The 24970-nt window shown below is 36.1% G+C and carries 26 protein-coding genes; 21 read left to right on the top strand and 5 right to left on the bottom strand.

The genetic code is table 11. The features are described from left to right. Positions 1–44: 44 nt before the first annotated feature. Positions 45–356 (top strand): YfhH family protein, encoded by a 312-nt coding sequence (locus ACTYBU_RS11125; RefSeq protein WP_445489735.1) that lies wholly within the window; start codon positions 45–47, stop codon positions 354–356. Between the two features lie 105 nt (positions 357–461). On the opposite strand, the gene ACTYBU_RS11120 is transcribed toward ACTYBU_RS11125, so the two are convergent. After that, entirely contained in the window at positions 462–608 is a 147-nt protein-coding gene (locus tag ACTYBU_RS11120; protein WP_445489733.1) for a small, acid-soluble spore protein K, read from the bottom strand. A 138-nt stretch (positions 609–746) separates the two neighbouring features. On the opposite strand from ACTYBU_RS11120, the gene ACTYBU_RS11115 reads away from it, so the two are divergent. Next, on the top strand, positions 747–1016 hold the full coding sequence (locus ACTYBU_RS11115) for a YfhJ family protein (protein ID WP_445490070.1): 270 nt from the start codon (positions 747–749) through the stop codon (positions 1014–1016). Between the two features lie 64 nt (positions 1017–1080). Here the strand turns inward: ACTYBU_RS11115 and ACTYBU_RS11110 are convergent, their stop codons facing one another. After that, complete coding sequence (locus ACTYBU_RS11110; protein ID WP_445489731.1) at positions 1081–2061, bottom strand: metal-dependent hydrolase; 981 nt, start codon at positions 2059–2061, stop codon at positions 1081–1083. A gap of 333 nt (positions 2062–2394) precedes the next feature. On the opposite strand from ACTYBU_RS11110, the gene mutY reads away from it, so the two are divergent. Then, positions 2395–3495 (top strand): A/G-specific adenine glycosylase, encoded by a 1101-nt coding sequence (gene mutY, locus ACTYBU_RS11105; RefSeq protein ID WP_445489729.1) that lies wholly within the window; start codon positions 2395–2397, stop codon positions 3493–3495. 361 nt (positions 3496–3856) lie between these two features. Here the strand turns inward: mutY and ACTYBU_RS11100 are convergent, their stop codons facing one another. Further along, entirely contained in the window at positions 3857–4081 is a 225-nt protein-coding gene (locus ACTYBU_RS11100) for a hypothetical protein (RefSeq protein ID WP_445489728.1), read from the bottom strand. A gap of 114 nt (positions 4082–4195) precedes the next feature. On the opposite strand from ACTYBU_RS11100, the gene fabL reads away from it, so the two are divergent. The 11 genes from fabL to ACTYBU_RS11045 all read left to right on the top strand — a co-directional run bounded on the left by fabL (position 4196) and on the right by ACTYBU_RS11045 (position 17040). Beyond that, positions 4196–4939 (top strand): enoyl-[acyl-carrier-protein] reductase FabL, encoded by a 744-nt coding sequence (gene fabL, locus ACTYBU_RS11095; RefSeq protein ID WP_445489726.1) that lies wholly within the window; start codon positions 4196–4198, stop codon positions 4937–4939. A gap of 202 nt (positions 4940–5141) precedes the next feature. Then, positions 5142–5324: a gamma-type small acid-soluble spore protein gene (locus ACTYBU_RS11090; protein WP_445489725.1), complete on the top strand. Its 183-nt coding sequence runs from the start codon at positions 5142–5144 to the stop codon at positions 5322–5324. 430 nt (positions 5325–5754) lie between these two features. Beyond that, positions 5755–6015 (top strand): YgaB family protein, encoded by a 261-nt coding sequence (locus tag ACTYBU_RS11085; RefSeq protein WP_445489723.1) that lies wholly within the window; start codon positions 5755–5757, stop codon positions 6013–6015. 285 nt (positions 6016–6300) lie between these two features. After that, positions 6301–6831, top strand: coding sequence for a nucleoside tri-diphosphate phosphatase (gene ntdP, locus ACTYBU_RS11080; RefSeq protein ID WP_445489721.1), 531 nt, complete (start codon positions 6301–6303; stop codon positions 6829–6831). Positions 6832–7060: 229 nt separating this feature from the next. Continuing rightward, on the top strand, positions 7061–8809 hold the full coding sequence (locus tag ACTYBU_RS11075) for an ABC transporter ATP-binding protein (RefSeq protein ID WP_445489719.1): 1749 nt from the start codon (positions 7061–7063) through the stop codon (positions 8807–8809). A gap of 519 nt (positions 8810–9328) precedes the next feature. Further along, a complete protein-coding gene (locus ACTYBU_RS11070; RefSeq protein ID WP_445489717.1) occupies positions 9329–10321 on the top strand; it encodes an ABC transporter ATP-binding protein in 993 nt (330 codons plus the stop codon). Continuing rightward, positions 10318–11298, top strand: a complete 981-nt coding sequence (locus ACTYBU_RS11065; protein WP_445489716.1) for an ABC transporter ATP-binding protein — start codon at positions 10318–10320, stop codon at positions 11296–11298. The genes ACTYBU_RS11070 and ACTYBU_RS11065 overlap by 4 nt, the downstream gene beginning before the upstream one ends. Positions 11299–11354: 56 nt before the next feature. Then, positions 11355–12923, top strand: coding sequence for an ABC transporter substrate-binding protein (locus tag ACTYBU_RS11060; RefSeq protein ID WP_445489714.1), 1569 nt, complete (start codon positions 11355–11357; stop codon positions 12921–12923). A gap of 104 nt (positions 12924–13027) precedes the next feature. Next, positions 13028–14032, top strand: a complete 1005-nt coding sequence (locus ACTYBU_RS11055; protein ID WP_445489713.1) for an ABC transporter permease — start codon at positions 13028–13030, stop codon at positions 14030–14032. Between the two features lie 11 nt (positions 14033–14043). Further along, on the top strand, positions 14044–14937 hold the full coding sequence (locus ACTYBU_RS11050) for an ABC transporter permease (protein WP_445489711.1): 894 nt from the start codon (positions 14044–14046) through the stop codon (positions 14935–14937). A gap of 159 nt (positions 14938–15096) precedes the next feature. After that, positions 15097–17040, top strand: a complete 1944-nt coding sequence (locus ACTYBU_RS11045; RefSeq protein ID WP_445489710.1) for an ABC transporter ATP-binding protein/permease — start codon at positions 15097–15099, stop codon at positions 17038–17040. A gap of 283 nt (positions 17041–17323) precedes the next feature. Here the strand turns inward: ACTYBU_RS11045 and ACTYBU_RS11040 are convergent, their stop codons facing one another. Further along, positions 17324–18394, bottom strand: coding sequence for an FUSC family protein (locus tag ACTYBU_RS11040; protein WP_445490068.1), 1071 nt, complete (start codon positions 18392–18394; stop codon positions 17324–17326). A 301-nt stretch (positions 18395–18695) separates the two neighbouring features. Between ACTYBU_RS11040 and ACTYBU_RS11035 the strand changes: the two genes are divergently transcribed. Both ACTYBU_RS11035 and ACTYBU_RS11030 read left to right on the top strand, forming a co-directional pair. Further along, positions 18696–18977 carry a response regulator gene (locus ACTYBU_RS11035; protein ID WP_445489708.1) on the top strand — a complete coding sequence of 94 codons (282 nt, stop codon included), beginning with the start codon at positions 18696–18698 and terminating at the stop codon, positions 18975–18977. A 196-nt stretch (positions 18978–19173) separates the two neighbouring features. Next, positions 19174–20079, top strand: coding sequence for a sensor histidine kinase (locus ACTYBU_RS11030; protein WP_445489707.1), 906 nt, complete (start codon positions 19174–19176; stop codon positions 20077–20079). Between the two features lie 89 nt (positions 20080–20168). On the opposite strand, the gene ACTYBU_RS11025 is transcribed toward ACTYBU_RS11030, so the two are convergent. Next, entirely contained in the window at positions 20169–21470 is a 1302-nt protein-coding gene (locus tag ACTYBU_RS11025; RefSeq protein WP_445489705.1) for a glutamate-1-semialdehyde 2,1-aminomutase, read from the bottom strand. A 71-nt stretch (positions 21471–21541) separates the two neighbouring features. Here ACTYBU_RS11025 and ACTYBU_RS11020 point away from each other — a divergent pair, with 71 nt between their 5' ends. The 5 genes from ACTYBU_RS11020 (at position 21542) to ACTYBU_RS11000 (ending at position 24697) form a co-directional block, all read left to right on the top strand. Continuing rightward, a complete protein-coding gene (locus ACTYBU_RS11020; RefSeq protein ID WP_445489703.1) occupies positions 21542–21664 on the top strand; it encodes a hypothetical protein in 123 nt (40 codons plus the stop codon). A 36-nt stretch (positions 21665–21700) separates the two neighbouring features. Further along, on the top strand, positions 21701–22108 hold the full coding sequence (locus ACTYBU_RS11015; RefSeq protein ID WP_445489702.1) for an ion channel: 408 nt from the start codon (positions 21701–21703) through the stop codon (positions 22106–22108). A 101-nt stretch (positions 22109–22209) separates the two neighbouring features. Beyond that, positions 22210–22668: a thioredoxin-dependent thiol peroxidase gene (bcp, locus tag ACTYBU_RS11010; RefSeq protein ID WP_445489700.1), complete on the top strand. Its 459-nt coding sequence runs from the start codon at positions 22210–22212 to the stop codon at positions 22666–22668. 348 nt (positions 22669–23016) lie between these two features. Then, positions 23017–23460 (top strand): peroxide-responsive transcriptional repressor PerR, encoded by a 444-nt coding sequence (gene perR, locus ACTYBU_RS11005; protein WP_445489698.1) that lies wholly within the window; start codon positions 23017–23019, stop codon positions 23458–23460. A 352-nt stretch (positions 23461–23812) separates the two neighbouring features. Next, positions 23813–24697: a nucleotidyltransferase-like protein gene (locus tag ACTYBU_RS11000; protein ID WP_445490066.1), complete on the top strand. Its 885-nt coding sequence runs from the start codon at positions 23813–23815 to the stop codon at positions 24695–24697. Positions 24698–24970: the final 273 nt, after the last annotated feature.

Below are 24970 nucleotides of genomic sequence, written 5' to 3'. Positions count from 1 at the left end.
AGAACCATTTTTTATACAAAATATACAGAGGAAGGATTTTGTGTATGCAGACCAAACGATATAGCATGATGACAGAATTTGAGCTACGCACAGAAATATCCTCATTAAATGAAAAAGCAAAAAAAGCAGAACAGCTAGGCATGGTTAATGAATATGCGGTATTAGAAAGAAAGGCAGATTTAGCTAGAGCATATTTGGAAAATCCAGCAGATTATAAAGAAAATGAAGTATATAAAATAAAAGGTGATTCAGGGGATTTATTTAAAATTCATTATTTAAATGGAGTGTTTGCATGGGGAACTCGCAATAACAGCTCAAAAGAAGAAGGTATTCCTATCTCTTTATTAAAAAGATAAGCCAATCACAAGGTACTGTTTATCCTCAGGCTGTCGAGTTAGGCAGCTTTCTTCGGTCAACGTAAAGCATGCTCGATCAGACTGAGGTGTTTTGTTTATAGTTATTTATTTTTCTCGATGAGAAGAAGCGTTCATTCTTTCTTGTGGATGTGTATTGGTCGTACCATCTGCCCGCTTTGATGCAAATTCGGGTTTCGCCTGAGGTTCGCCTTCGAATTTATTTTCGTTTATATTGTCTACACCTTTACCCATATATAAGCCCCTCCAATTTAAAATAATGGTATATGTAATAAACGCAGCTTGCCTGTTCATTACACAGTTAGTATTTGTTACAACAAAACAAACTATTAGTGGTACATATTAAAAAAAGAAAGAAGGTTAAAACAAATGATGCATGATTATCAAAGAAGGCTAGTAGATCGGTTATTGGAAATAAATCAATCTATCTCTGTCACGCAGGCTCAAACATGGATTGAATTATTATGGGAAGATTTTGAAAGCACTTATGCAAAAGCAGGAAGGGAATATCAAGGGATGGAATTAACAGAAAAGGTAGTGAGTCAGTGGATTGAAAATTTTGGTGAAAAGATTCATGAGTTTGTTGCTCAAAATCCAAAATACAAAGATTTTTTCCTAGAAGACAAAAAGAAATTCCATTAATAAAGGAGATAAAAACCCCCCTCATTATACAAATGCTGGGGGTCTAAAGTAGTTTCTTCTGCTATTAATTGGTTAGGATGTCTAGTTTTTTTCGTAGTTTTTCTTCACTGAAAATCCAGCCCGTGTAAGAAGTAATAATTTGATAATCTTGATCAAGATGAACAACTGCGACAAAAGGATAATGCCCATTGCTGCGGTACCGAAGGTCTATAAATCGAACTTGGATTTGATCTTCCATTTCCTGTACTTCCCATCGATAAACAGGGGAAAAAGATAAAAAAGCAGAAAGGTTTTTATCTTTTTGCGCAGCAGTTAACGCTGGAGTTATTGGGATAGGAATTCGCTCATATTCATCATAAATTTCTATCTGGTAATTATGTGCTCTTCCTACATAAAAGGACTCGTTTGTCATGACAGCAACTCGCCAATGATTATATCTCATGGTAGGAGATAAGATAACGGACGTCGCATCAGGAATCATTTCTGTGATTTTTCTTTTTACTTTACGCTGTGCTAAGTAGCGGAGTACATAATAACTTACTAAAATAATGTAGATGGCTAAAAATGTATAGCCTGGATCTGCACCAAAAACCCATAAAAACAAACCAATTACGTGTAATGTGAAAATTATTGGATCAAATGTATTAATAAACCCTAACGCCACCCACTTAGAAGAAAAGGGTCTTAATGCTTGTGTTCCATATGCATTGAAAATATCTACAAATACATGTAAGAAAACGGCCAAAAAAGTCCATAACCATAAATGGAGGAGACTAGCTTCTGGGAAAAAAGGGTATATAACGGCAACGATTAATAAAGGCCATAATAGTACAGCAGGAATACTATGGGTGATGCCTCGATGGTTTCGTATATATACCGCATTATTTTTTAACTTTAATACCGTATCAATATCGGGAGCCTGAGATCCGACTAATGTAGCAACCATTACGCTGATTGTAGTCGCCTGGCTTCCTGCGACTACAGGATCTAGTGTTGCAAGTCCTCCTAATGCGAATCCCATGACTACATGTGTACCAGTATCCAAAAGTAACAAACCTCCCTAAGTTATAACGATGTAGATTGGATAATTGTTCTAAAATTTCTATGAAAAAATATCTTTCTTTTTTCTCAAACAAAAGATACAATTTGGGCGGCAGAGATCCCAAAAATTTCGATATTACTTTATTGTATTAGAATAATTATTAATATATATTTCATTCTTGGTTATATCATTGTTGAAAAAATGAAACGGGAGAATAATTTTCATCCCATAGAAATTAACATTAAGATACTATTTTATTTAGTGCAAGCGAAATGGGTAAATATATAATTTGTTATTCCCCAATTTTAATAAAATTAACATTATTGGAGGTTGGAAGTGGAAAGTATTAAAGAGAAATTAAAAAGTATAGCTATTCAAGAATTTCAGAGAGATCTATTAAATTGGTTTTCAGAAGAACAAAGAAATTTGCCATGGAGACAGGATCAAGATCCATATAAAGTATGGGTATCAGAAATAATGCTGCAGCAAACGAAAGTAGATACAGTAATTCCTTATTTTAACCGTTTTATCGAGCAGTTCCCATCTATTGAAGTACTTTCAGAAGCAGAGGAAGAGAAGGTGCTGAAGGCTTGGGAAGGACTGGGGTATTATTCACGTGCTCGGAATTTACATACTGCCGTAAAGGAAGTGAAAGAAAAGTATGGAGGTGTTGTGCCGAATACTCCTGTTGAGATTGCGACGCTTAGAGGGGTAGGTCCATATACAGCTGGGGCTATTTTGAGTATAGCTTATGGAGTGCCGGAACCTGCAGTAGACGGCAATGTAATGAGGGTCTTATCAAGAATACTTTCCCTATGGGATGATATTGCAAAACCAAAGTCGCGAAAAGTGTTTGAAGAAGCAGTTAGAGGACTGATTTCTCATGAAAATCCTTCTTATTTTAATCAAGCTTTAATGGAATTAGGTGCTTTAATCTGTACGCCTACTTCGCCGTCCTGTTTGTTATGCCCTGTACGTGAACATTGTCAGGCATTTCACAATGGAACGCAAACAGAATTGCCAGTAAAAACGAAAAATAAAAAGCAAAAATCGATAAATCTTGCAGCTGTTATACTAAAAGACAAGGAAGGAAGAACGCTGATTCACAAGCGACCATCAACAGGTTTGTTAGCGAATTTATGGGAATTTCCAAATATGGAAATTGTACAAACCATCCGAAGTGAAAAAGAGCAGCTAAATGAAGAGATGTTAACAAAATATGGAGCAAAAATAGAAGTTGGCGATATATTAACAAGAATAGAACATGTTTTTTCGCACTTAATTTGGAATATTAACGTTTATGCTGGATTTCTTGTGGACTTGGAGGAAGAATCTGAAAGTTTGAAAAGAGTAACACAAAAGGAAATCGAACCGTATCCTTTTCCCGTTTCCCATCAGAAAATGCTTAAATACTTAGAGGATATCGATGCAGAATAAAATATTAGTGGCTATCGACATCCACTCGATTTAAGATGCTGACTCAAGAGGAGGGTTAAGACAAACTCTCAATGCCCGAAACGCAGGGAAAGTGAAGAAAAAGGTCCTTAAGAAAAGCTCTTAAGGCCAATCTTTTTTTATCCCACTCTTAACGGGCAGTAAGACCCCCACCTCGGGGATGCCGGGAAATCGAGGGAAGCTAGGTGTTGAAACTCGCCCGTAAAGGTCCGATAAGTGCAACTAACCATCGGTGGGGGAAGAGGAAAAACCCCCACTGATGGAAGTTTACTTTATCATAAAATTTTGTCTTTGGGACAGCATCTCATATTTCTTTCAAATAGACACCAAAGTTGCTGCTTGTTTAGTCGTAATTTACTTCGGTGCCATGCGTGTAGTCTGCTTCATTGCGGTGCAATCCACCTCGATTTTCAATCTCTTTAATAATTTCTTTATGAATCGATTGTCCTTCTGTATTCAGATATGGGGTCATTTGCTGTAAGGAATGATGAAAAAAAGCCAATTCGCTATTTTTCCAATTTGATTTATCCATCATAGATAATTCTGTCATATCTCTGCCAACATACATATAATTCATCCTTTCTTAATATAAAGATCTATATGTATTGTGTTTATGTTGATTGCTAACTATGCATGGTAAGAGGTAAAATGAAAACAAATGAAAGAGAAAGGAACTAAAAAAATGACACAAAAAGTAGCATTAGTAACAGGAAGCAGCAGAGGGATAGGAAAGGCAACGGCTATCCGCTTAGCTGAGGCTGGCTATGATATTGTTATAAATTATGCAAGAAGTAAAAAAGCAGCGGAAGAAACAGCGAATGAAATTAAATCATTAGGCAGAAAAGTGCTTTTAGTGAGAGCAAATGTTGGGGATGTAGACAAAATTAAATACATGTTTGAAGAAATTAAAAAGGAATTTGGCAGACTAGATGTTTTTATAAACAATGCGGCATCTGGTGTGCTAAGACCTATCATGGAATTAGAAGAATCACATTGGAACTGGACAATGAATATAAACAGTAAAGCGCTGCTGTTCTGTGCACAAGAAGCAGCAAAGCTAATGGATGGCGGGGGAAAAATTGTCAGCATAAGTTCATTGGGCGCAATCCGCTATTTAAAAAACTACACAACAGTAGGGGTAAGTAAAGCGGCAGTAGAAGCATTAACTCGTTATTTAGCTGTTGAACTGGCTCCAAGTAATATTGTAGTAAATGCAGTATCAGGTGGGGCTGTTGATACAGAAGCGTTAAAGCATTTTCCAAATCGAGATGAATTATTAGGCGATGCAGCCGCAAAAACACCAGCAGGCAGAATTGTGGAAATTGACGATATAGTAAATTCAGTGATGTTTTTAGTTAGTGATGAAGCAAGCATGATTAGGGGACAAACGATTATTGTAGACGGCGGTATTTCTTTATTAGTTTAATTTTAATATGCTCGATGAAGACATCAAGCATTTATCGAGTCTGAGAGAGGAGAGATCCTCTTTTTTTTTATGGCTGTTTTTCTAAAATACAGGAGATAAATAACATTCTAAATTATCTGTTTTATGGATTATATTGGTAATGAAATTATACGGATAGAACCATAAATTCTGGGACAAATTAATGAGCGTGGAGGTGATAGTAATGGCTAAAAAAGCTGGTGTTACACAATCAGGAACTAACATCCAAGAGGTTAAACAACAAAACGCTCAAACTGCTGGTCAAGGTCAATTTGGTACAGAATTTGCTAGCGAAACAAACGTAGCAGAAGTTAAAAAATTCAACCAACAAGCAGAAGCTAAAAAATCTCAAAATACAAGCAAATAATTTCTGAACATGTAAAACAAAAGGCACTTTCTTTTCGAGAAAAGTGCCTTTTGTTTTTTTTTGATAGATAAGAAAGTATAAAATTTTTGAAGTTAGACTAGTGTCTAGCTCCAGCGCCCTATCGACTTCAACGCTTCCCTCACCTCGTCTACGATAAGTCAACATCGAATCACTACGTTCTTCGTGTTTCCTTTATCTCACTCGATTCAGTCCAGCTTATTCCGTCGATGAGCAAGGGCGCATGCGCTTTTCTTGTCTATTCTTTCAAGTATTCTCTTCCGGCGCTAAACGTGAACTTCCGCTTTTCTATCATTCGACAAAAATTCTTTTTAGTCTACAGAACTTGTCAAAGGAATATCATAAGGAAGAAAGAATAACTTAAGTAGAAAGAAGCCATTTGTAAAAAATATAATTTGGGATGTGTTTTTTCATGGATCTATTTAACGGACTAGTTGGAGAACAAATGAAAACAATGGATAAGCTTCTATATCTGCAAGGCGAGTTGGAACGTTGTGAAGTGATTGAACTAGAGCTGCAACTATTGCAAAAGGAAACGGAATTAAAAGCGATTCAGTTGGATATTCAGAAAATGAAAGAAGAATTAAAAGATATTCATCAAAAGTTTGATTTGCAGACAGAGAAAGTGATTAAAGTCTATCAAGAAAATGAACTAAAATTATCTTCCAGCTAGAATAGGTTTAAAACAGCAGAGGTAATGGAAAAGATAGATATTGAACACAAATATCTTATTAAATATTTATCGCGCAGGAGAATTGTTTTTTTAATAAACAGTCTATATGGTTATTTTCAAACCATTGTAATAAATTCAATGGTTCTTTTGTTTTAAATTTTCCTTTTAACCGTTATAATATAATATAGAAAAAAGAGGAATTGTTCTTTGTTGCCTTTATTGGAATAATAATGTTTTAAACGTAGCAGGTTGCAAAGCGTCCACTAATGAAAGTAGGGGAGAAAAATGGTCGTACCTATCGAGGGTGAACCAATACAAATTCATAGCTACAAACATAATGGGCACATCCATCGAATCTGGGACGAAACAACAATACTTAAAGGGACGCAAAATATAATAATTGGCGGTAATGATCGTACTATTGTTACAGAAGCTGATGGAAGAACATGGGTGACTCGGGAGCCTGCAATTTGTTATTTTCATTCACAGCATTGGTTTAATGTTATTGGCATGATTAGAGAAGACGGAATTCATTATTACTGTAACCTTAGTTCCCCTTTTATTTACGATGGTGAAGCAGTAAAGTACATTGATTATGATTTAGATATTAAAATTTTTCCTGATATGACTTTTAATCTGTTGGACGAGGATGAATATGAACGTCATCGGATTGAGATGAAATATCCTGATGCAATTGACAGTATATTAAAATCGCATGTTAATCAATTGATTCATTGGATTCGCCAGAGAAAAGGTCCCTTTGCACCAGATTTTATTGATTTATGGTATGAAAGGTACTTAACGTACAGAGGTTAATACCTTGAAAAAAGCTTGTTAATTAATGGACAGGCTTTTTTATTTTGTTTTATAAGGCAATAGTGGTAAAATGATCCGATGTTCAAAACAGTCTTTTGCCCTTATATATGATTTTTAGCATGTTTTTTTGAGAATTGAAAGTAATATGGCCATATAAACTTTTCAAAAAGCGCGGAGGAAAATTCAGCCTAGTTAAATAATATCTATTTTTAGAAATGAGGAAATATGATTGGATAGTATAAAGAGGTATTTGCATTTTGTTAAACCATATCGAATGCAAATAATAGGAACAATAATAATTGGTATTATCAAATTCGCCATCCCCTTGTTGATCCCACTATTGTTAAAATATGTGATTGATGACATTATAAATAATAATGGAATGAACACTAATGACAAGATCCATCATTTGCTTATTTCGATGGGGATCATGACGGTTATTTTTGTGGTAATGAGACCGCCGATTGAATATTATCGTCAATATTTTGCACAATGGACGTCCAATAAAATACTGTATGATATTCGTGATCAGCTATTTTCCCATTTGCAAAAATTAAGTCTAAAATATTATTCCAATACGAGAGCAGGAGAAGTTATTTCTCGTGTCATTAATGATGTGGAACAAACAAAAAACTTTATACTGACAGGATTAATGAATTTATGGTTAGATGGGGTGACCATCTTAATTGCCATTGCCATAATGTTTACAATGAATGTCAAGCTTACAATTGTTTCCATTATACTGCTCCCGTTTTATGCACTTTCGGTCAAATTCTTCTTTGGCAATTTACGGACTTTAACAAGAGAAAGATCGCAGGCTCTTGCTGGTGTTCAAAGTTTTTTGCATGAAAGAGTGCAAGGGATTGCAGTTATTAAGAGTTTTGCAAGAGAAGATCATGAACAACAGCTATTTAAAAAATTTAATAATCGTTTTTTAGAGAAGGCAGTTGATCATACAAAATGGAATGCAAAAGCATTTGCAGTTGTAAATACGATAACAGATATTTCTCCATTATTAGTGATTGCCTATTCTGGATATCAAGTTATTACTGGAGATTTATCTTTAGGTGAAATGATTGCTTTTTTTGCTTACATTGAAAGGTTATACAATCCTTTAAGAAGAATGGTCAATTCATCCACATCCATCACGCAATCCATTGCCTCTATGGACCGTGTATTTGAGTTGATTGATGAAAAATATGATATTAAGGATAGAGAAGATGCTGTTGCATGTACAAATGTAAAAGGAGAGATTGAGTTTAAGCAAGTGGATTTCTCCTATCATCCAGATGAAGCACTCGTATTAAAAAACGTATCCTTAAAAATTAATCAAGGAGAAACGATTGCTTTTGTAGGAATGAGCGGTGGAGGAAAGTCTTCACTGATTAGTCTTATCCCTCGATTTTACGATGTGGTAAATGGAAGTATTGAATTGGATCAGCAAGATATTCGCTCGTTTAAAGTCCGGACTTTGCGGGATAAAATTGGCATGGTGCTGCAAGAAAATCTTCTATTTAGTGACAGCGTTATGGAAAACATTATGATCGGCAATCCTAATGCGACACCTGAACAAGTAGTGGAAGCGGCGAAAGCAGCGAATGCTCATCAATTTATTATGGATTTGCCGGAAGGATATGAAACAAAAGTAGGAGAAAGAGGAGTAAAGCTAAGCGGAGGACAAAAGCAAAGAGTTGCGATTGCTCGTGTATTCTTAAAAAATCCTCCCATCCTAATTTTAGACGAAGCAACCTCTGCGTTGGATTTAGAAAGTGAACAATCTATACAAGAATCAATAGAGAAGTTGGCAAAAGACAGAACCACCTTAATTGTGGCACACCGTTTATCGACAATAACACATGCTGATCGTATTGTATTGCTTGATCATGGCAGAATTGTTGAGGATGGAAGTCATGAGGAATTAATGCGAAAACAGGGTTCCTATTATAATTTGTTTCAAATACAGCAGTTGGATAATTAATAAAAAAGATGAGCGTAAAGCGTTTTTATACTTGTTTCACCATATTTTGGTGATTGGAGTAGAGACGTTTTGACAATCATCTTTTTTTTATTTTATCAACATTTTATCCCACTCTTAACGGGCAGTAAGACCCCCACCTCGGGGATGCCGAGAAATCGAGGAAGCAAGGAAGCAAGGTGGGGGATGACTGCCCGTAAAGGTCCGATAAGTGCAACTAACCATCAGTGGGGGATGAGGAAAAACCCCCACTGATGGAAGTTTACTTTATCGAAATATGATTTTTTAGTATTTTTCAGAAAAATAAAAGATATGCTGGCATAAATGAAATACAAGATTAATACTATAAAAATATTAAAAAAATGAGTAAATCAATGGAATTCATTAAAAAAACTTATTTTTAAATATTAATTATAGGAAATATTCGAAAAATTATAGACTAATAAAAATTTTTTTAATAAAATATATTTTGTGAATAGAAATAAAATTGGGATAATTCTTAATGTAGGAAGGAGTACCATATTGAGCCAAACTCCCGTATTGGAAGTTAAAGAGTTAAAAACATCCTTCTTTTCATCTGATGGAGGAGAAGTAGCAGCAGTTGACAATGTGAGCTTTTCTATAAATAAAGGAGAAGTGTTAGGAATTGTCGGCGAATCTGGCTGTGGAAAAAGTGTAACATCCCTCAGTATTATGCAATTAGTTCCTCAACCCCACGGGAAAATTGTTGGTGGGGAAATAAAGCTGGACGGTAAAGAGTTAGCCAATGCCTCAGAAAACGAAATGAGAAAAATCCGCGGCAATGAATTATCGATGATCTTTCAGGAGCCAATGACGTCGTTAAATCCTTTATTTACAATAGGAAGCCAAATGAAGGAAGCAATTACATTACATAATAAGATAGGAAAAAAACAAGCATTTCAAAAAGGGGTGGAAATGCTTAAACTGGTAGGATTACCTCGGGCAGAGCAATTAATGAAAGAATATCCACATCAATTATCCGGCGGCATGAGACAAAGGGTGATGATTGCAATGGCATTATCTTGTCAACCTAAGTTATTGATTGCAGACGAACCAACTACAGCGTTGGATGTAACGATTCAAGCTCAAATTCTTTCTTTAATGAAAGATTTGAATGGAAAATTGGGCACTGCGATTATTATGATTACCCATGATTTAGGAGTAGTGGCAGAACTTTGTCAAAGAGTAATCGTTATGTATGCTGGAAAAGTTGTAGAAGAAGCGCCGGTTCGTGAAATTTTTAAAAATCCGAAGCATCCATATACCATCGGGCTGCTGCGTTCTGTGCCAGATGTTCGAAATAAACAGGATAAACTATATTCTATTTCAGGAAGTGTTCCAAAACCAGGTTCGATTAAGACAGGCTGTGCTTTTGCAGATAGGTGTGAATTTGTGCATGAACGCTGCAGAGCGGATGATCCATTGTTATATAAGATAGGAACGCAACAGCATACGGTTAGATGTTTTTTGCAAGAGCCAGGAGGTGTAAGATGACAGGGGCTTTGTTGGAAGTAAAAGAATTAAAGAAGTTTTTTCCTATTAATGGGGGCATTTTAGGAAAAAAAGTAGGAGAAGTAAAAGCGGTGGATAGTGTTACTTTTTCTGTAAAAAGGGGGGAAACACTCGGATTAGTAGGAGAATCGGGCTGTGGAAAATCAACTACAGGCCGCATGCTTATGCGGTTAATTGAGCCAACATCCGGACAAGTAATATTTGAGGGAAATGATATTACGAAATTAAGTGAAAAAGAGATTCGTAAAGCCCGCAAAGATATGCAAATGGTTTTTCAGGATCCATTTGCTTCTTTAAACCCAAGACAGACAGTGGAAAAAATTTTGGAAGAGCCGCTGATTGTACATGGAATAGGAAATAAAGAGGAACGGCAGCAAAAAGTAAAAGCAATGCTGGAAGTAGTAGGATTAAGCAGCTATCATGCAAAACGTTATCCACACCAATTTAGCGGCGGACAAAGGCAGCGCATTGGAATAGCGAGGGCGCTTATGACAAATCCCAAGCTTATTATTGCGGATGAACCTGTTTCGGCTTTGGATGTTTCTATCCAATCACAAGTATTGAATTTAATGAAAGACTTACAAAAAGAATTTCAATTGACCTATTTATTTATCGCCCATGATTTAGGAGTGGTGAAGCATATTAGTGACAGAATAGGTGTTATGTATTTAGGCAGATTAGTAGAATTGACAACATCTGATCAGCTATATGATATGCCGATGCATCCATATACACAGGCATTATTATCATCTATTCCGATTCCTGATCCCGATGTAAAGCAGGAAAGAATTTTGCTTAAAGGAGATTTGCCAAGCCCTTCTAATCCACCTTTAGGATGTGCTTTTCATACACGATGTACAAGCTGTATGGAAATATGCAAATCAACAAGACCAGAGATGGTTGAATTGGAGCCAGGTCACTTTGCAGCATGTCATCTTTATCCTTCTGCAAAGCAGTAATGATAGAGTGCACGTTGTATGAATGATAAATAAACAACATATATTGGGGGAACAATATGAAAAAGCAAATCTTTGTATTTCTTGCTCTTGTGTTAATGCTTTCTTTAGCGCTGGCAGGATGCAGCAGCAAATCAAACTCTACTAAAAAAGATGAAAAACAAACGACGCTAGTGTTTGGACGAAGCGGCGATTCTGTATCTTTGGATCCAGCTATTGTTACAGATGGCGAATCGTTTAGCGTGACAAAAAATATTTTTGAAACATTGCTTGAATTTGGGGAGCAGGATACAGAGGTAAAAGAAGGACTCGCAACAGATTGGAGCAACACGGATGATGGTTTATCGTATACATTAAAACTACGTGAAGGGGTAAAATTCTCTGACGGCACAGACTTTAATGCTGAAGCGGTTGTTTATAACTTTAACCGTTGGGCAGCAGGGAAAAATGAAGAATTTCCATATTACACATCACAATTTGGCGATGTAATTAAAGAGGTAAAAGCTACAGACGATCACACCGTAGTATTTACGCTGAAACGTCCATTAGCGCCATTCTATAAAAACTTGGCAATGTCTCCATTTGCAATTGCTTCACCAACAGCACTTGAAAAATACGGAGATAAATTCGGAGAAAATCCTGTGGGTACAGGTCCATTTGTGTTCAAAGAATGGAAAAAGAATGACCGTATTACCGTTGAGAAAAATAAAAACTATTGGGATAAATCTTTACCAAAATTAGATTCTGTTATTTTCCGCGCAATTCCAGACAACTCTGCACGATTAAATGCGTTGAATTCTGGAGAAGTGGATTTAATTACAGATGTTAACTTTAGTGATGTGAAAACAATTGAATCAAATAAAGATTTGCAAGTGTTCTATCGTCCATCTTTAAATGTTGGCTACTTAGGCTTAACAGCAACTCGCGGGCCATTAAAAGAAAAATTGGTTCGTCAAGCATTAAACTATGCTGTAGATAAAAAAGCGCTTATTGATGCATTCTATGCTGGTGCAGCAGATCCGGCAAAGAACCCAATGCCGCCAGTAATTGCCGGTTATAATAATGATGTGCAGGATTATGAATACAATCCAGAAAAAGCGAAAGAACTTTTAAAAGAAGCTGGCTATGAAAATGGATTCTCCATGGAATTATGGGCGATGCCTGTGCCGAGACCATATATGCCAGATGGCAAAAAAGTTGCTGAAGCAATTCAAAAGAACTTTGCTGATGTTGGGGTAAAAGCGAAAATTGTTTCTTATGAATGGGGAACATATTTAGAAAAAGCGCGTCTTGGAGAAGCAGATTCCTTCCTTTTAGGATGGACTGGCGATAACGGCGATGCGGATAATTTCTTGTATGTATTATTGGATAAAGACAGCATTGGATCAAACAACTATTCCTATTATAACAATCCTAAAGTTCATGATTTATTAGTAGAAGCTCAATCAACTGCAGATCAAGCAAAAAGAGATGAACTTTATAAAAAAGCGCAATTAATTATTAAAGATGATGCTCCGTGGATACCGCTCGTTCACTCTAAACCAGCTTTAGCAGGCAAAGCGAACCTTAAAGGCTTTCTCCCACATCCAACTGGTTCAGATGTTTTATCTACTGTTGAATTTAAATAATTTGCTAATAGAAAAGGGAGTTCTTATTAAAGACTCCTTTTTCTATTCAAGGTATTCGGTAGGGTTATTTTTTAGAGACACATAGTTTGAACAGAGGTGAATAGATGCTTTCCTACACAATTAGACGTTTATTTTCATTAGTTCCAGTGTTATTAGGTCTTTCTTTTATTGTCTTTATTATGATTAGAGCAATTCCGGGAAATCCGGCACAGTTAATACTAGGGCAGCTTGCGACAAAGGATGCCATTGCCGATTTGACAAGACAGCTGGGGCTTGACCAGCCGTGGTATACCCAGTATTTCAAATACTTAGGTGGTTTGTTTACAGGTGATCTTGGGATTTCTATTAAAACAAAGGCGCCCATAAGTTCAGAAATTTGGCCGTATTTGGCAGCTACAATGGAGTTGTCGTTCTGTGCAATGGCTATTGCTATCGTGATTGGCGTCAATGCAGGTATTATCAGTGCGTGGTTTCAGAATTCATGGTTCGACTATGCAGCGATGGTTTTGGCATTATTAGGAGTTTCGATTCCAATTTTTTGGCTGGGGTTAATGGGACAGTGGATTTTTTCCGTTAATTTAGATTGGCTTCCTACCTCGGGAAGGGAAGAAGTGAGGAATCCGATATCTGCAATAACAAACCTTTATATACTTGATACAATCTTACAAGGAAGAATGGACCAGCTAGGAGAAGTGATCAAGCATCTTATCTTGCCTAGTCTCGCACTTGCCACCATTCCAATGGCGATTATTGCAAGAATCACAAGATCTTCCATGCAGGAAGTAATGAAATCAGATTTTATCCGTACAGCGAGAGCAAAAGGGGTAAGAATGTTTTGGGTGGTATATAAACATTCACTAAAAAATGCGACGATACCTGTTTTGACGGTTATTGGTCTGCAAACAGGATTATTGTTAGGCGGAGCAATATTAACGGAGACTATTTTTAGCTGGCCTGGAATAGGGAGATACATATTTGAAGCAATAAGCAATCGGGATTATCCTGTTATTCAATCTGGAATTTTAATCATTGCACTTATTTTTGTGTGCATCAATTTAGTGGTGGATTTATTATATGCAGCAATTGATCCGAGAATAAAATATAGATAGGAGGGATCTATTTGGAATTATCAACAGAAAAAAATACATCAATAAGCACAAAAGAAGAGAAAGTAATTTCTCCTTGGGGCGAGGCATGGAAAACGTTTAAAAAAAATAAACTAGCAGTTGTTGGAACAGGAATCGTTTTATTTTTTATCCTATTAGCGATTTTTGCTCCACTTCTAGCATCCGAAGGAATTAATGAACAGAAATTGCCGGAGCGATTATTGCCTCCTTCTGCAGATCATTGGTTTGGAACGGATGACTTTGGAAGAGATATTTTATCCAGAATCATTTATGGTGCCCGCATTTCCTTATGGGTTGGATTTCTTTCTGTTTTCGGTTCTATTATAATAGGATGTTTTTTAGGAATTGTTGCTGGTTATTATGGAAAATGGCTGGATAGCCTTATTTCAAGAATATTTGACATCATGTTAGCTTTTCCTAGTATTTTATTGGCCATTGCGATTGTATCCGTACTTGGACCGTCTTTAAGAAATGCACTAATTGCCATTGCCATTATTAATATACCTGCATTTGGAAGGTTAATAAGAGCTCGTGTATTAAGTATAAAAGAAGAAGAGTACATTATGGCAGCGAAAGCAATTGGGATGAGCGACAAACGCCTCTTGTTGGTGCATGTACTTCCAAATAGCATCGCTCCCATTATCGTTCAAGGAACACTTGCTATAGCAACTGCAATTATCGAAGCGGCTGCGTTGGGATTTTTAGGACTTGGCGCAGAAGCTCCAAATCCAGAATGGGGAAAAATGCTTTCAGATGCTAAAACCTTTTTAGTACAAGCGCCATGGACGATGATTTTTCCAGGGCTTGCGATTATGTTGACCGTGTTAGGATTTAATCTTATGGGCGATGGGCTGCGAGATGCAATTGATCCAAAAATGAAAAATTAAAAGAAAAGCGACTCAAAAAATCGTTCTGCATTTTTAAAGTCGCTTTTTCACTTTTTTCAAAGTAAGTGAAACTTCTAATAAGTCGGAACGTAATCATATATAAGTTTAGAAGAATTAGGAAGAAGGGTGCTATAAAAATAAAAAATAAAGGGGAAAAAAATGTTAAAGCTAGTTAATATTCAAAAATCATATTTTGTTGATAACGAGCCAATTCCTGTTCTAAAAGGAATCAATTTGGAATTTAAGAAAGGAGAGCTTGTTTCCCTGTTAGGTGAATCTGGATGTGGAAAGTCCACACTCTTAAATATCATTACAGGGCTTGATGTTATAACAGACGGGGAAATATATTTTTATGATCAAAACATCACAAAGTTTAATCAAAATGAATGGGCGCAATATCGTAAAAATAATATTGGCTACATATTTCAAAGCTTTAATCTTGTTCCACATTTATCTGTGCAGGAAAATGTAGAGCTTGTCATGACATTAGATGGACAGTCGAAACAACAACGGCAGGAACGGGCAAAAGAGCTGCTCGAAATGGTAGGATTAGGAGATAAATTAAAGTATGAACCGAATCGATTAAGCGGTGGACAGAAACAGCGTGTCGCTATTGCTAGAGCTTTAGCGAATGATCCAGATATTATCGTAGCAGATGAGCCGACTGGTGCCTTGGATTCGAAAACGGCTATTCAAATTATGGAGATATTAAAAGGGCTGGCGGAGCAAGGGAAGCTGATTATTTTAGTTACTCATTCATTAGAACTTGCGGAATGGGGAAATCGAATCGTTCGTTTGAAGGATGGCGAGGTGCTTTCTAATGAAGAGCGGAAGGCTGTTGCTGAACAAGAAAACAGCCCTGTGGAAAAAAAAGGTGGAAAGCTGAGCTTTCTCTCCAGTGTAAAGCTTGCGGGACAAAACTTAAAACAGAAAAAATGGCGGACATTATTAACAGCACTTGGAGCTTCAATTGGGATTGGCGGTATTGCTTTGATGGTTGGACTTGGCATTGGGGCCCAAAACAAAGTGAATAGTGAATTAGAAAAATTGACCGATCAAAGAAGTATTGCCATTCAAACAGACCAAAAAAATCCACAAGTCATTTCAGCAGATAAAATACAACATTTAAAAGACAACCCAAATGTTTCTAGTGTTGCAGGGACATACGCCTTTTATGGCGGTGTAAATAATACGGATCCTAAGAAGGCACCTATCAGCCTTATACTTGCTGGATTAAATCCTTTTGATCAAAAAGGAGATTTTGAAAAAAATAATATCATGGAAGGTTCCTATCCAAAAGATGGAGAAAAGGGGATCTTTATAACGGAAAAGGATGTAGACAATTTATTTGGAAAAAATGCGGATTATAAAGACGTAATTGGAAAGAAAATTAGTATGACTGTTTCCACCCAGTTGGACGGTGTACAGCGGGTATTTAAAACGGTTGATGTGGAATTACCCGTTCTAGGCGTCGTAAAGAACGGATCTTTTGGACTTTCCCTATGTTATATACCGTATAATTTGGCTGAGCAAATGTATAAAGAATCAACAGGCGAAAAAGGGATGCTGCAAGCAAACATCATTGCTAAAAATACACAAGTAGTGGATAAAGTGAAAAAAGCTGCTGAGAAGGAAGGCTTATTTGCGAAAACGAGCAGTGAACAGTTGGATCAAATTAATTCATACTTCGTTATGATTCAAGCTGCACTTGGAGCATTCGCTGGCATTTCTCTAATCGTTTCTGCCATTATGATTGCTATTGTGATGTACGTCAGTGTGTTAGAAAGAACGAGAGAGATCGGCACAATGAAAGCTCTTGGAGCCCGTGGTAAGGACATTAGAAGGATCTTCCTGTCGGAAGCGGCAGTTATTGGTGTGCTGGGAGGATTATTTGGTGTTATTGGCGGATACTTGCTTGGCCTGGCAGGAAACGAAATTTTAAAAGCTGTTTTAAAAGAAAATGCTTTTACTGCCTTTGTTGTACCAGGCTACCTAGCAGCATTCTGTATTATTTTCAGTACATGCATAAGCATGATAGCTGGGTTTATTCCTGCGAGAAGAGCAGCTAAATTAAATGCTGTAGATGCTTTAAGATATGAATAACGAAGAGTAAGCTGGAGCAAGAAATTTATCCCACTCTTAACGGGCAGTAAAACCCCCACCTCGGGGATGCAGAGAAATCGAGGAAGCTAGGTGTTGAAACTCGCCCGTAAAGGTCCGATAAGTGCAACTAACCATCAGTGGGGGATGAGGAAAAACCCCCACTGATGGAAGTTTACTTTATATGCCTGCATATAAAAAAGGGAAGCCGAAAGTGTATAAAAATACCTTTTGGCTTCCTTGTTTTTCAGGTTAACATGTTTACATCAAAAACGAGTTTTACCGATTATTCCTCGATTGTTACTTCACTTTCATGCTTATGATGAAGCTGCATGGTTGTGATGAGTGTATCCAAGTGATCTACGTTTTCATCGTATTCAATTAATGCAGAGATAATTTGCATAGCATGATATTGAAGGTTTTCTTCTTGTAATTTTTGTTCAGAATAGTAATTCATCAGCTGTATAAACAGTTCTTTGCGATTAACTGTGATATCTCCTTCTTCAAATGTAACATTTGGTTTTACCTTCCCGATAAACTTTAACATCACATGTTCATGATGATGTATTAAACAGTCAAGCTGCTGTTGGATAATATTTTGAAAATTATCAGGCAATGACAATATTTCATTTTCAAATCGATGCAGTTTTTTTAACGTATAAAATGATCGTTTTAACGTTGTGATCATTTGTCTGTAAATGACTAGTTTTCTTGCTTTTAATAAGGTTGTCTTTTTAAAATAATTGCGTTCTTCCTTATACATCAAATAAAGCTGATCAATTTTTATTATTCGATCGGATAGTCGATCAATATCATTTTTTAATAAATGATGTTCAGAAGCGTGACGTATCGTTAACCGAATCCATTTTGTAATTTCTTCACTAATATCAGAGATGCTATTGTAAAGCTTGTTCTCATACTTAGGAGGCAAGAATACAAGATTCACAAGAAATGCCGAGCCGATGCCGAGCATAATCGTGGAAAAGCGTATAATCGCAAATAATATAAAGTCATTTGTTGGTGTTTCCATAATGGCAATTAACGTAACCATGGAGAGGATAATGGTCTTCTCCAATTTAAGTTTTAGGTTAATAGTAATAACAATAATAGCTGCTAAACCGATAATAAAAACATTATTGCCAAAGCTTAAAACAAAGATAACGGCAATAATAGCCCCGATAATATTTCCTTGTATTTGCTCCACGATGGATAAATAAGAACGGTAAATAGTCGGCTGGATCGCAAAGATTGCAGAAATTCCCGCAAATACAGGGGAAGGAGCATGCAATAACTGTGCAAGAAATAAAGCTAAAACAATGGCGATACCCGTTTTAAGAACACGCGCCCCTAAAGTCATATATAGATAATTCCCTTCCATTCCAGTTTTCAATGCATTTTCGTATACCTTTACTTTAAACGAAAAATAGCAAAACTAAACAATCAATAATGTACTATACAGTGATTAGCTGCTAACTTCAATAGACTGTTGAAAGAATTTTATAGAAATCTCCATTTCTGTTCGCCTTTCCTTAGAAGATTCCTTATTATTCCCTCCTTCTGAAAAAATTCAAGTTCATATTCAGTTCATAAAGAAGATTTATGATGAACTCAAACAGTTGATGAATTGTAAGCATTTATAATGAAAGGATGTCCTGTATATGGCAAAAATCTTGATTGTCGATGCCGACCCGTATATTCGAGAATTGATAAAAATGCTTCTTACTAAAGAAGGCTTATCGATATTGGAAGCATCAGATGGTCTATCAGCATTAGATTTTTTAAAGTCGGAGAAAGTAGATCTTATTGTTATGGATATTATGATGCCAAATATGGATGGCTGGAAGCTTTGCCGGGAAATAAGAGCCTATTATTCTCCTACTCTGCCCATATTAATGTTGACTGCCAAAGGGGAAACGGCTCAAAAAGTAGTGATCGATTAGAGGAGAAAGAATGAGAACAAAAGAAATAGTGAAAAGAATCCTTGGCATTTTGTTTGTGATAATTTTTTTATTTTTATGCTGGTCAGCTGCCTTTCATATAACTTTTTGGTTTTTTGGAAGAGTGGAGGCAACGATATAGGCTTAAACGGAACAAATCATCAATTCCTTTCTCGGTTTTTTCCTTTTTGGATGCATCATGGTAATCATCTCGATCTTTGCACATAGGAAAGGGGGCAGAGACCAATTCTTTATTCCACTAATAGAAGCAATGGAGAATATGGCGCAGGGGAAATTTAATATTGATCTTGCTTCATATAGGGAATTAGCCCAATCACGGAATCATGTCTTTTATAAAGTGGTAAGAAGCATTGAAAATACGGCGGAAAAATTGGGGGGAATGGAACAGATGCGGCAAGAATTCATCTCCAATGTTTCCCATGAAATTCAATCTCCACTAACCTCTATTAGAGGTTTTGCTAGCGCTTTGCAAAATAATGATATTTCTGTTGAAGATAGAATGCATTATTTGCAAATTATTGAAACCGAAAAAGTAAGGCTATCTAAGCTGAGTGATAATCTGTTGAAGCTTACTTCGTTAGAATCGGAAAATCCTCCTTTTGAACCGAAAGTATATCGACTGGATCAGCAATTGCGGAGAGTCGTTCTATCTTGTGAACCGCTATGGACAGAGAAAAACCTGGAAATGGATATTTCATTAAAGCAAACGATGATACAGGCAGATGAGGAGCTAATGAACCAAGTTTGGGTGAATATTATCCATAACAGTATCAAATTCACTCCAATGGATGGGAAAATCACGATATTATCAACGGAAAAGAAGGATGGAAAGATAGCGGTAACCATCAAAGATACTGGCATTGGGATACCTGAAGATGTTCAAATGCATATCTTTGAACGATTTTATAAAGTAGATTCATCTAGAAATCGCGGAAATGGCGGCAGCGGATTAGGCCTTTCAATTGTAAAAAAAATCATAGCTCTTCATAATGGAGAAATTAAGCTTGTTAGTCAATGGAATGAGGGGACGGAAATGACGATCATTTTACCTGAAAAATCGGCAACAGCAAACATAAAAAGGTAAGAAAATTAGGCAAGGCAAAAGAAAAAGGACTTCTATCAATCGGCTGAACCGAGAATAGAAGTCCTTTTTTGCATAGATAAAAATGCTTTTTAGTTTTGCTCTTCTGCTAATTCGAAAAATGCTTGATCCACTGCATGGATGGTGGCTTCAATATCTTCTTCTGTATGTGCAATGGTGATGAACCAAGCTTCATATTTAGAAGGAGCAAGCATAACCCCTTGTTTTACTAATTTCTTGAAAAATCTTCCGAACATTTCGCCGTCTGTATTTTCTGCTTGTTCATAGTTCATTACTTTTTCCTTCGAAAAGAAAACGGTCAGCGCTCCTTTTAAGCGGTTCAGTGTGATGGGAATATTGTATTTGCTTGCTGCTTCTAAAATCCCCTTTTCAAGCAGTACGCCTAATTTATCAAGATGATCATAAACACCCTCTTGTTTTAACACTTCTAAACAGGCTATTCCGCATAAGATAGAAGCAGGGTTTCCCGCGTGAGTTCCGGCTTGATAAGCTGGGCCGATTGGCGCGACTTTATCCATTATTTCTTTTTTTCCGCCATATGCACCAATTGGAAGGCCGCCGCCAATAATTTTTCCGAGAGCTGTTAAATCTGGTTTTACTCCAAGCAAATCTTGAGCGCCGCCGTATGTAAAACGAAATGCTGTTATCACTTCATCATAAATAACTAGTGCCCCTGCTTTATGAGTGAGTTCATTCACACTTTGTAAAAAATCTTCAACAGGCTCTACAATACCAAAGTTTCCAACGATAGGCTCTACTAAAACTGCTGCAACCTGATCTCCCCATTTTTCCAAAGCTTCTTTATAAGCTTCTATATTATTAAATGGAACTGTAATAACATCTTCTGCGATTACTGCTGGAACTCCAGCGGAATCCGGCGTTCCTAGTGTAGAAGGTCCAGAACCTGCTGCCACTAATACAGGATCGGAATGACCGTGGTAGCAGCCGGCAAATTTAATAACTTTATTTCTGCCTGTATAGGCACGTGCAACACGAATGGTTGTCATAACTGCTTCGGTTCCTGAATTCATAAAGCGTATTTTCTCTAAAGAAGGAATTGCCTCTTGCAGCATTTTCGCAAATTTCACTTCATGAGGTGTTGATGTACCAAGCAATAGTCCTGTTTCAGCAGCTCTTGTAATTGCTTTAGTAATATGTGGGTGAGCATGCCCTGTAATTACTGGTCCGAACGCTGCTAAATAATCGATATACTGATTTCCATCCACATCAAAGAAATAAGCTCCTTGACCTCTTTCCATTATAACTGGTGAGCCACCGCCAACTGCTTTATAAGAGCGAGAGGGACTATTTACCCCGCCTACAATAATATCCAAAGCTTCTGTATGTATTCTTTCTGAATTAGTATGTTGCATTATATTCCTCCTAAAACTTTTATATTCAAAAGATATCTCCTATAAGTTTAGCACTTTTCAGTAGAACGTAAATGAAAAATCATTTTCCAAAAAAAATTGTCCGTTTCTGTTCAATATTAGCAAGAAGGTTGGATTTGAATGAAGGAAATAGAGGAGCAATAATCATATTTGCAGAAGACAAGCATACATATTAATACATTCATGATATTTTTGTATAGGGAGGGAGAAGCGTGTTTTTTTATTTTTTGTTAGCTTTAATCATTTTTTTTATTATGATGAGCTTGCGTACGTTATTTGTCCCTTATCGTTTAAAAGAAAAATGGGTTTCGTTTGAAAATTTTATGTATCTTTTTTTTGTTTATATCACGATTATGATAGGCTTTGGCTTAATCTATACATTGTTTCAACTTAATGGGATGCGGGTCTATAATGATGGACAGCTTCTTGCTGGCCCTCTTAATTTTTTTGATACACTTTTAACAGGAGTATATTTTAGCGGAGTTACTCTTTTTTCTGTTGGATTTGGAGACTTAATTCCCGTAGGGGCGGGAAGAGTTATCGTTGTAATAGAGGCGCTGATTGGCTATACCATTCCAGCAGCGTTTGTCGCGCGGGCTGTGTTGGATATGGAAAATTAACCGATTTCCTTTCATTTAATAATCTTGTTTGTTGAAAATCTCTTTTTGATTCGTTAGTCTTGTAGTAACAAGGTATAGAATTGGAAGGGAATGATGTAGCAATGGCATTAAACATAGGGGAAAAAGCGCCGGATTTTGAATTGCCTGCAAATACAGGAGAAAATATTAAGCTATCTGATTTTAAAGGGATGCATGTTGTACTCTATTTTTATCCCAAGGATATGACGCCTGGATGTACGACAGAAGCATGCGACTTTCGCGATAACCATAGCGAATTTGAAAATCTGGATGCAGTTATAATCGGCATCAGTCCAGATCCTGTTGGAAAACATGAAAAATTTATCCAAAAGCATGGATTGCCATTTTTGCTTTTAGCAGATGAAGAACATAAAGTGGCAGAGCTTTATGATGTATGGAAATTAAAGAAAAACTTTGGAAAAGAATACATGGGAATTGAACGGTCCACTTTCTTGATTGATAAGGAAGGAACAGTGGTAAAAGAGTGGCGAAAAGTAAGAGTAGCTGGGCATGTGGAAGAGGTTTTAAAGACGATCAATTAAAAGGGCTGCCTAATTTAGTCGGAAGAAGGCATTTGTCCATTCCGATATACAAGGTGTGAATACATTATATTAGGGCATACCTCCTCAGATGTATGATGTTTCAGGTCGATAATTATTATCGATCTGTTTTTTTAGGCAAAAAAAGCAGCCTATGAAAAATAAATGGAAATCTTATGTGATAAGAAGTATAGAAAAATAATAATAATCAAGTGAAAAACAAACGGAATTTTTGAATAAAATATGGCGATAAAGTGGATGAAATCGCATTTATATTGACAAAAGCAACGTAAAATTAGTACACTATTTATAAAGATTATAAAATAAGAATACTTTTTAGAAATGGGGTGCATGTCTGTGGAACATAATGAGTTACAAGAAGCTCTTGATAAATTAAAAGAAACAGGAGTGCGCATTACCCCGCAGCGTCATGCGATACTTGAATATTTAATTAGCTCAATGTCACATCCGACTGCCGATGAGATTTATAAAGCTTTGGAAGGTAAATTTCCAAATATGAGTGTGGCAACTGTTTATAATAATTTAAGAGTTTTTCGGGAAGTAAATCTCGTGAAAGAATTGACATATGGAGATTCTTCCAGTCGATTTGATTTTATCACTTCGCATCATTACCATATTATTTGCCAAGAATGTGGAAAAATAGTGGATTTTCATTATCCGGGACTTGATGAAGTAGAACAGTTTGCCAGCCATGTTTCAGGATTTAATATCAGTCATCACCGTCTAGAGATTTATGGAACATGTCCTGATTGTGCCAAAAAAGATGCGCACTAATATTGGAAAAGAGACTGCCCGATAAGTTATTTGCTAAAAGCTAGTAGAAAATAACTTATTCCTGGGAAGCCTCTTTTTTTTGTTTTTCTGAATATATTTTGGTTGAAGCTGTTTGATATGCAAATAATATAGCAGGATTTGGAAAAAGATAACGCGATTAATCGTCGTGTTATAATGAAGAATATTTTGGGTGCGAAATGGTTTCATTAATTAGCTAAATGCCTAGTTATAAAAAAGATAGCAATGCATGATAAATGTTTAATGGAAAGATAATAACTAAGTATGCAGGATATTGCCCGTATATGTCGAAATATTACGAAAGAATTTTTAATACAGAGAGGGAGGAATAATGATGGAAGACATTCTTCGTCCTATTTATCAAGAAAGAGCCAGTCAAGCTAACACCTTGGGAGTATTAATGATCGAAAAAAAACAAAAAGAAATGACCGTTACTGATACATTTGACAGTGTCATGCTTATTGTTGTGCATGAAGCAAAACAACCTGTTTTTGTTAAACATTATACTTACTTAGGAAAAAAGGCAGCCTTACATATTGTTACAGAAAGTCAATTGAAGAAATGGATTTTGCTCGGCAATAACAAAAAAATATTTGAATGGATATATAATGGTCGAGTTTTATTTGATCGCAATGAGTTTGTCGACCAATTAAAAATGGAACTTAAAGAATTTCCAATTGCACAACGAAAACAAAAGATGGGCTTAGAGTTTGCAAAGCTGATAAGAAGATATATGGATGGGAAAGCATTTTTTGAAAATAAACACTACTTGGATGCATATAATGATATAGTTCATTCCTTGCATCATTTAGCTAGACTTGCTGTTATAGAAAACGGCTTTCATCCAGAGGTTACTGTTTGGAGTCAAGTAAAGCAAATCGAGCCGGAGATTTATAAACTTTATGTTGAATTGGTTAATAGTGAAGAAACAATTGAAAAACGTCTGGAGCTTTTATTTTTGGCAAGTGAATTTTTAATACATTCCAGAACGGAAAAAAGTATTCAGCATATAACAGATGTGCTGCTGCAGAAAGAGCATTGGTCGTTTAATGAACTAATGGAAAATGAAGAACTCTCTATATACTCCGTAGATTTTGGAATGTTATTTGAGTATCTTATTGAAAAAAACAAGGTGGAAGTAGTAAACATAGAAACAAAAAGTCCTAGTATTTTTCACCGTTATTATAAGGTTCCAGAAAAAAATAAACAAAATTCATAAAAAGTATTGACCATTATAAAAAATCTTGTTATATTTATATCCGTCGCTGAAAACAACAACAAATGTTGAAACAACGACGGAAATATTTTTTTGAAAAACATGTTGACAATAATGTTAACAAAATGTTATTCTGATAAAGTCGCCTCTGAGTGACATAGAAAAATTGCTCTTTGAAAACTGAACAAACAAAACGTCAACAATAAACGTTTATAACCTTTGTTGTAAACGAAAAAAAGTAACAAAAAGCTAGAGTTTAGCTTCGGAGCTAATCTT

Source organism: Niallia sp. 03133, assembly GCF_052663225.1.
Note: the sequence above shows the minus strand (reverse complement) of the source record. Positions and strands in the feature narration are given on the sequence as shown.

What these genes read in the sequence shown, in the direction of transcription:
- ACTYBU_RS11020 (WP_445489703.1), top strand. Translation starts at nt 21,542, where the DNA reads ATGAAAAATCATTTTCCAAAAAAAATTGTCCGTTTCTGTTCAATATTA.
- ACTYBU_RS11035 (WP_445489708.1), top strand. Translation starts at nt 18,696, where the DNA reads ATGGCAAAAATCTTGATTGTCGATGCCGACCCGTATATTCGAGAATTG.
- ACTYBU_RS11090 (WP_445489725.1), top strand. Translation starts at nt 5,142, where the DNA reads ATGGCTAAAAAAGCTGGTGTTACACAATCAGGAACTAACATCCAAGAG.
- ACTYBU_RS11065 (WP_445489716.1), top strand. Translation starts at nt 10,318, where the DNA reads ATGACAGGGGCTTTGTTGGAAGTAAAAGAATTAAAGAAGTTTTTTCCT.
- ACTYBU_RS11055 (WP_445489713.1), top strand. Translation starts at nt 13,028, where the DNA reads ATGCTTTCCTACACAATTAGACGTTTATTTTCATTAGTTCCAGTGTTA.
- ACTYBU_RS11115 (WP_445490070.1), top strand. Translation starts at nt 747, where the DNA reads ATGCATGATTATCAAAGAAGGCTAGTAGATCGGTTATTGGAAATAAAT.
- ACTYBU_RS11085 (WP_445489723.1), top strand. Translation starts at nt 5,755, where the DNA reads ATGGATCTATTTAACGGACTAGTTGGAGAACAAATGAAAACAATGGAT.
- ACTYBU_RS11040 (WP_445490068.1), bottom strand. Translation starts at nt 18,394, where the DNA reads ATGACTTTAGGGGCGCGTGTTCTTAAAACGGGTATCGCCATTGTTTTA.
- ACTYBU_RS11030 (WP_445489707.1), top strand. Translation starts at nt 19,174, where the DNA reads ATGGTAATCATCTCGATCTTTGCACATAGGAAAGGGGGCAGAGACCAA.
- fabL (WP_445489726.1), top strand. Translation starts at nt 4,196, where the DNA reads ATGACACAAAAAGTAGCATTAGTAACAGGAAGCAGCAGAGGGATAGGA.
- perR (WP_445489698.1), top strand. Translation starts at nt 23,017, where the DNA reads ATGTCTGTGGAACATAATGAGTTACAAGAAGCTCTTGATAAATTAAAA.
- ACTYBU_RS11000 (WP_445490066.1), top strand. Translation starts at nt 23,813, where the DNA reads ATGGAAGACATTCTTCGTCCTATTTATCAAGAAAGAGCCAGTCAAGCT.
- ACTYBU_RS11025 (WP_445489705.1), bottom strand. Translation starts at nt 21,470, where the DNA reads ATGCAACATACTAATTCAGAAAGAATACATACAGAAGCTTTGGATATT.
- ACTYBU_RS11045 (WP_445489710.1), top strand. Translation starts at nt 15,097, where the DNA reads ATGTTAAAGCTAGTTAATATTCAAAAATCATATTTTGTTGATAACGAG.
- ntdP (WP_445489721.1), top strand. Translation starts at nt 6,301, where the DNA reads ATGGTCGTACCTATCGAGGGTGAACCAATACAAATTCATAGCTACAAA.
- ACTYBU_RS11120 (WP_445489733.1), bottom strand. Translation starts at nt 608, where the DNA reads ATGGGTAAAGGTGTAGACAATATAAACGAAAATAAATTCGAAGGCGAA.
- bcp (WP_445489700.1), top strand. Translation starts at nt 22,210, where the DNA reads ATGGCATTAAACATAGGGGAAAAAGCGCCGGATTTTGAATTGCCTGCA.
- ACTYBU_RS11125 (WP_445489735.1), top strand. Translation starts at nt 45, where the DNA reads ATGCAGACCAAACGATATAGCATGATGACAGAATTTGAGCTACGCACA.
- ACTYBU_RS11060 (WP_445489714.1), top strand. Translation starts at nt 11,355, where the DNA reads ATGAAAAAGCAAATCTTTGTATTTCTTGCTCTTGTGTTAATGCTTTCT.
- ACTYBU_RS11100 (WP_445489728.1), bottom strand. Translation starts at nt 4,081, where the DNA reads ATGTATGTTGGCAGAGATATGACAGAATTATCTATGATGGATAAATCA.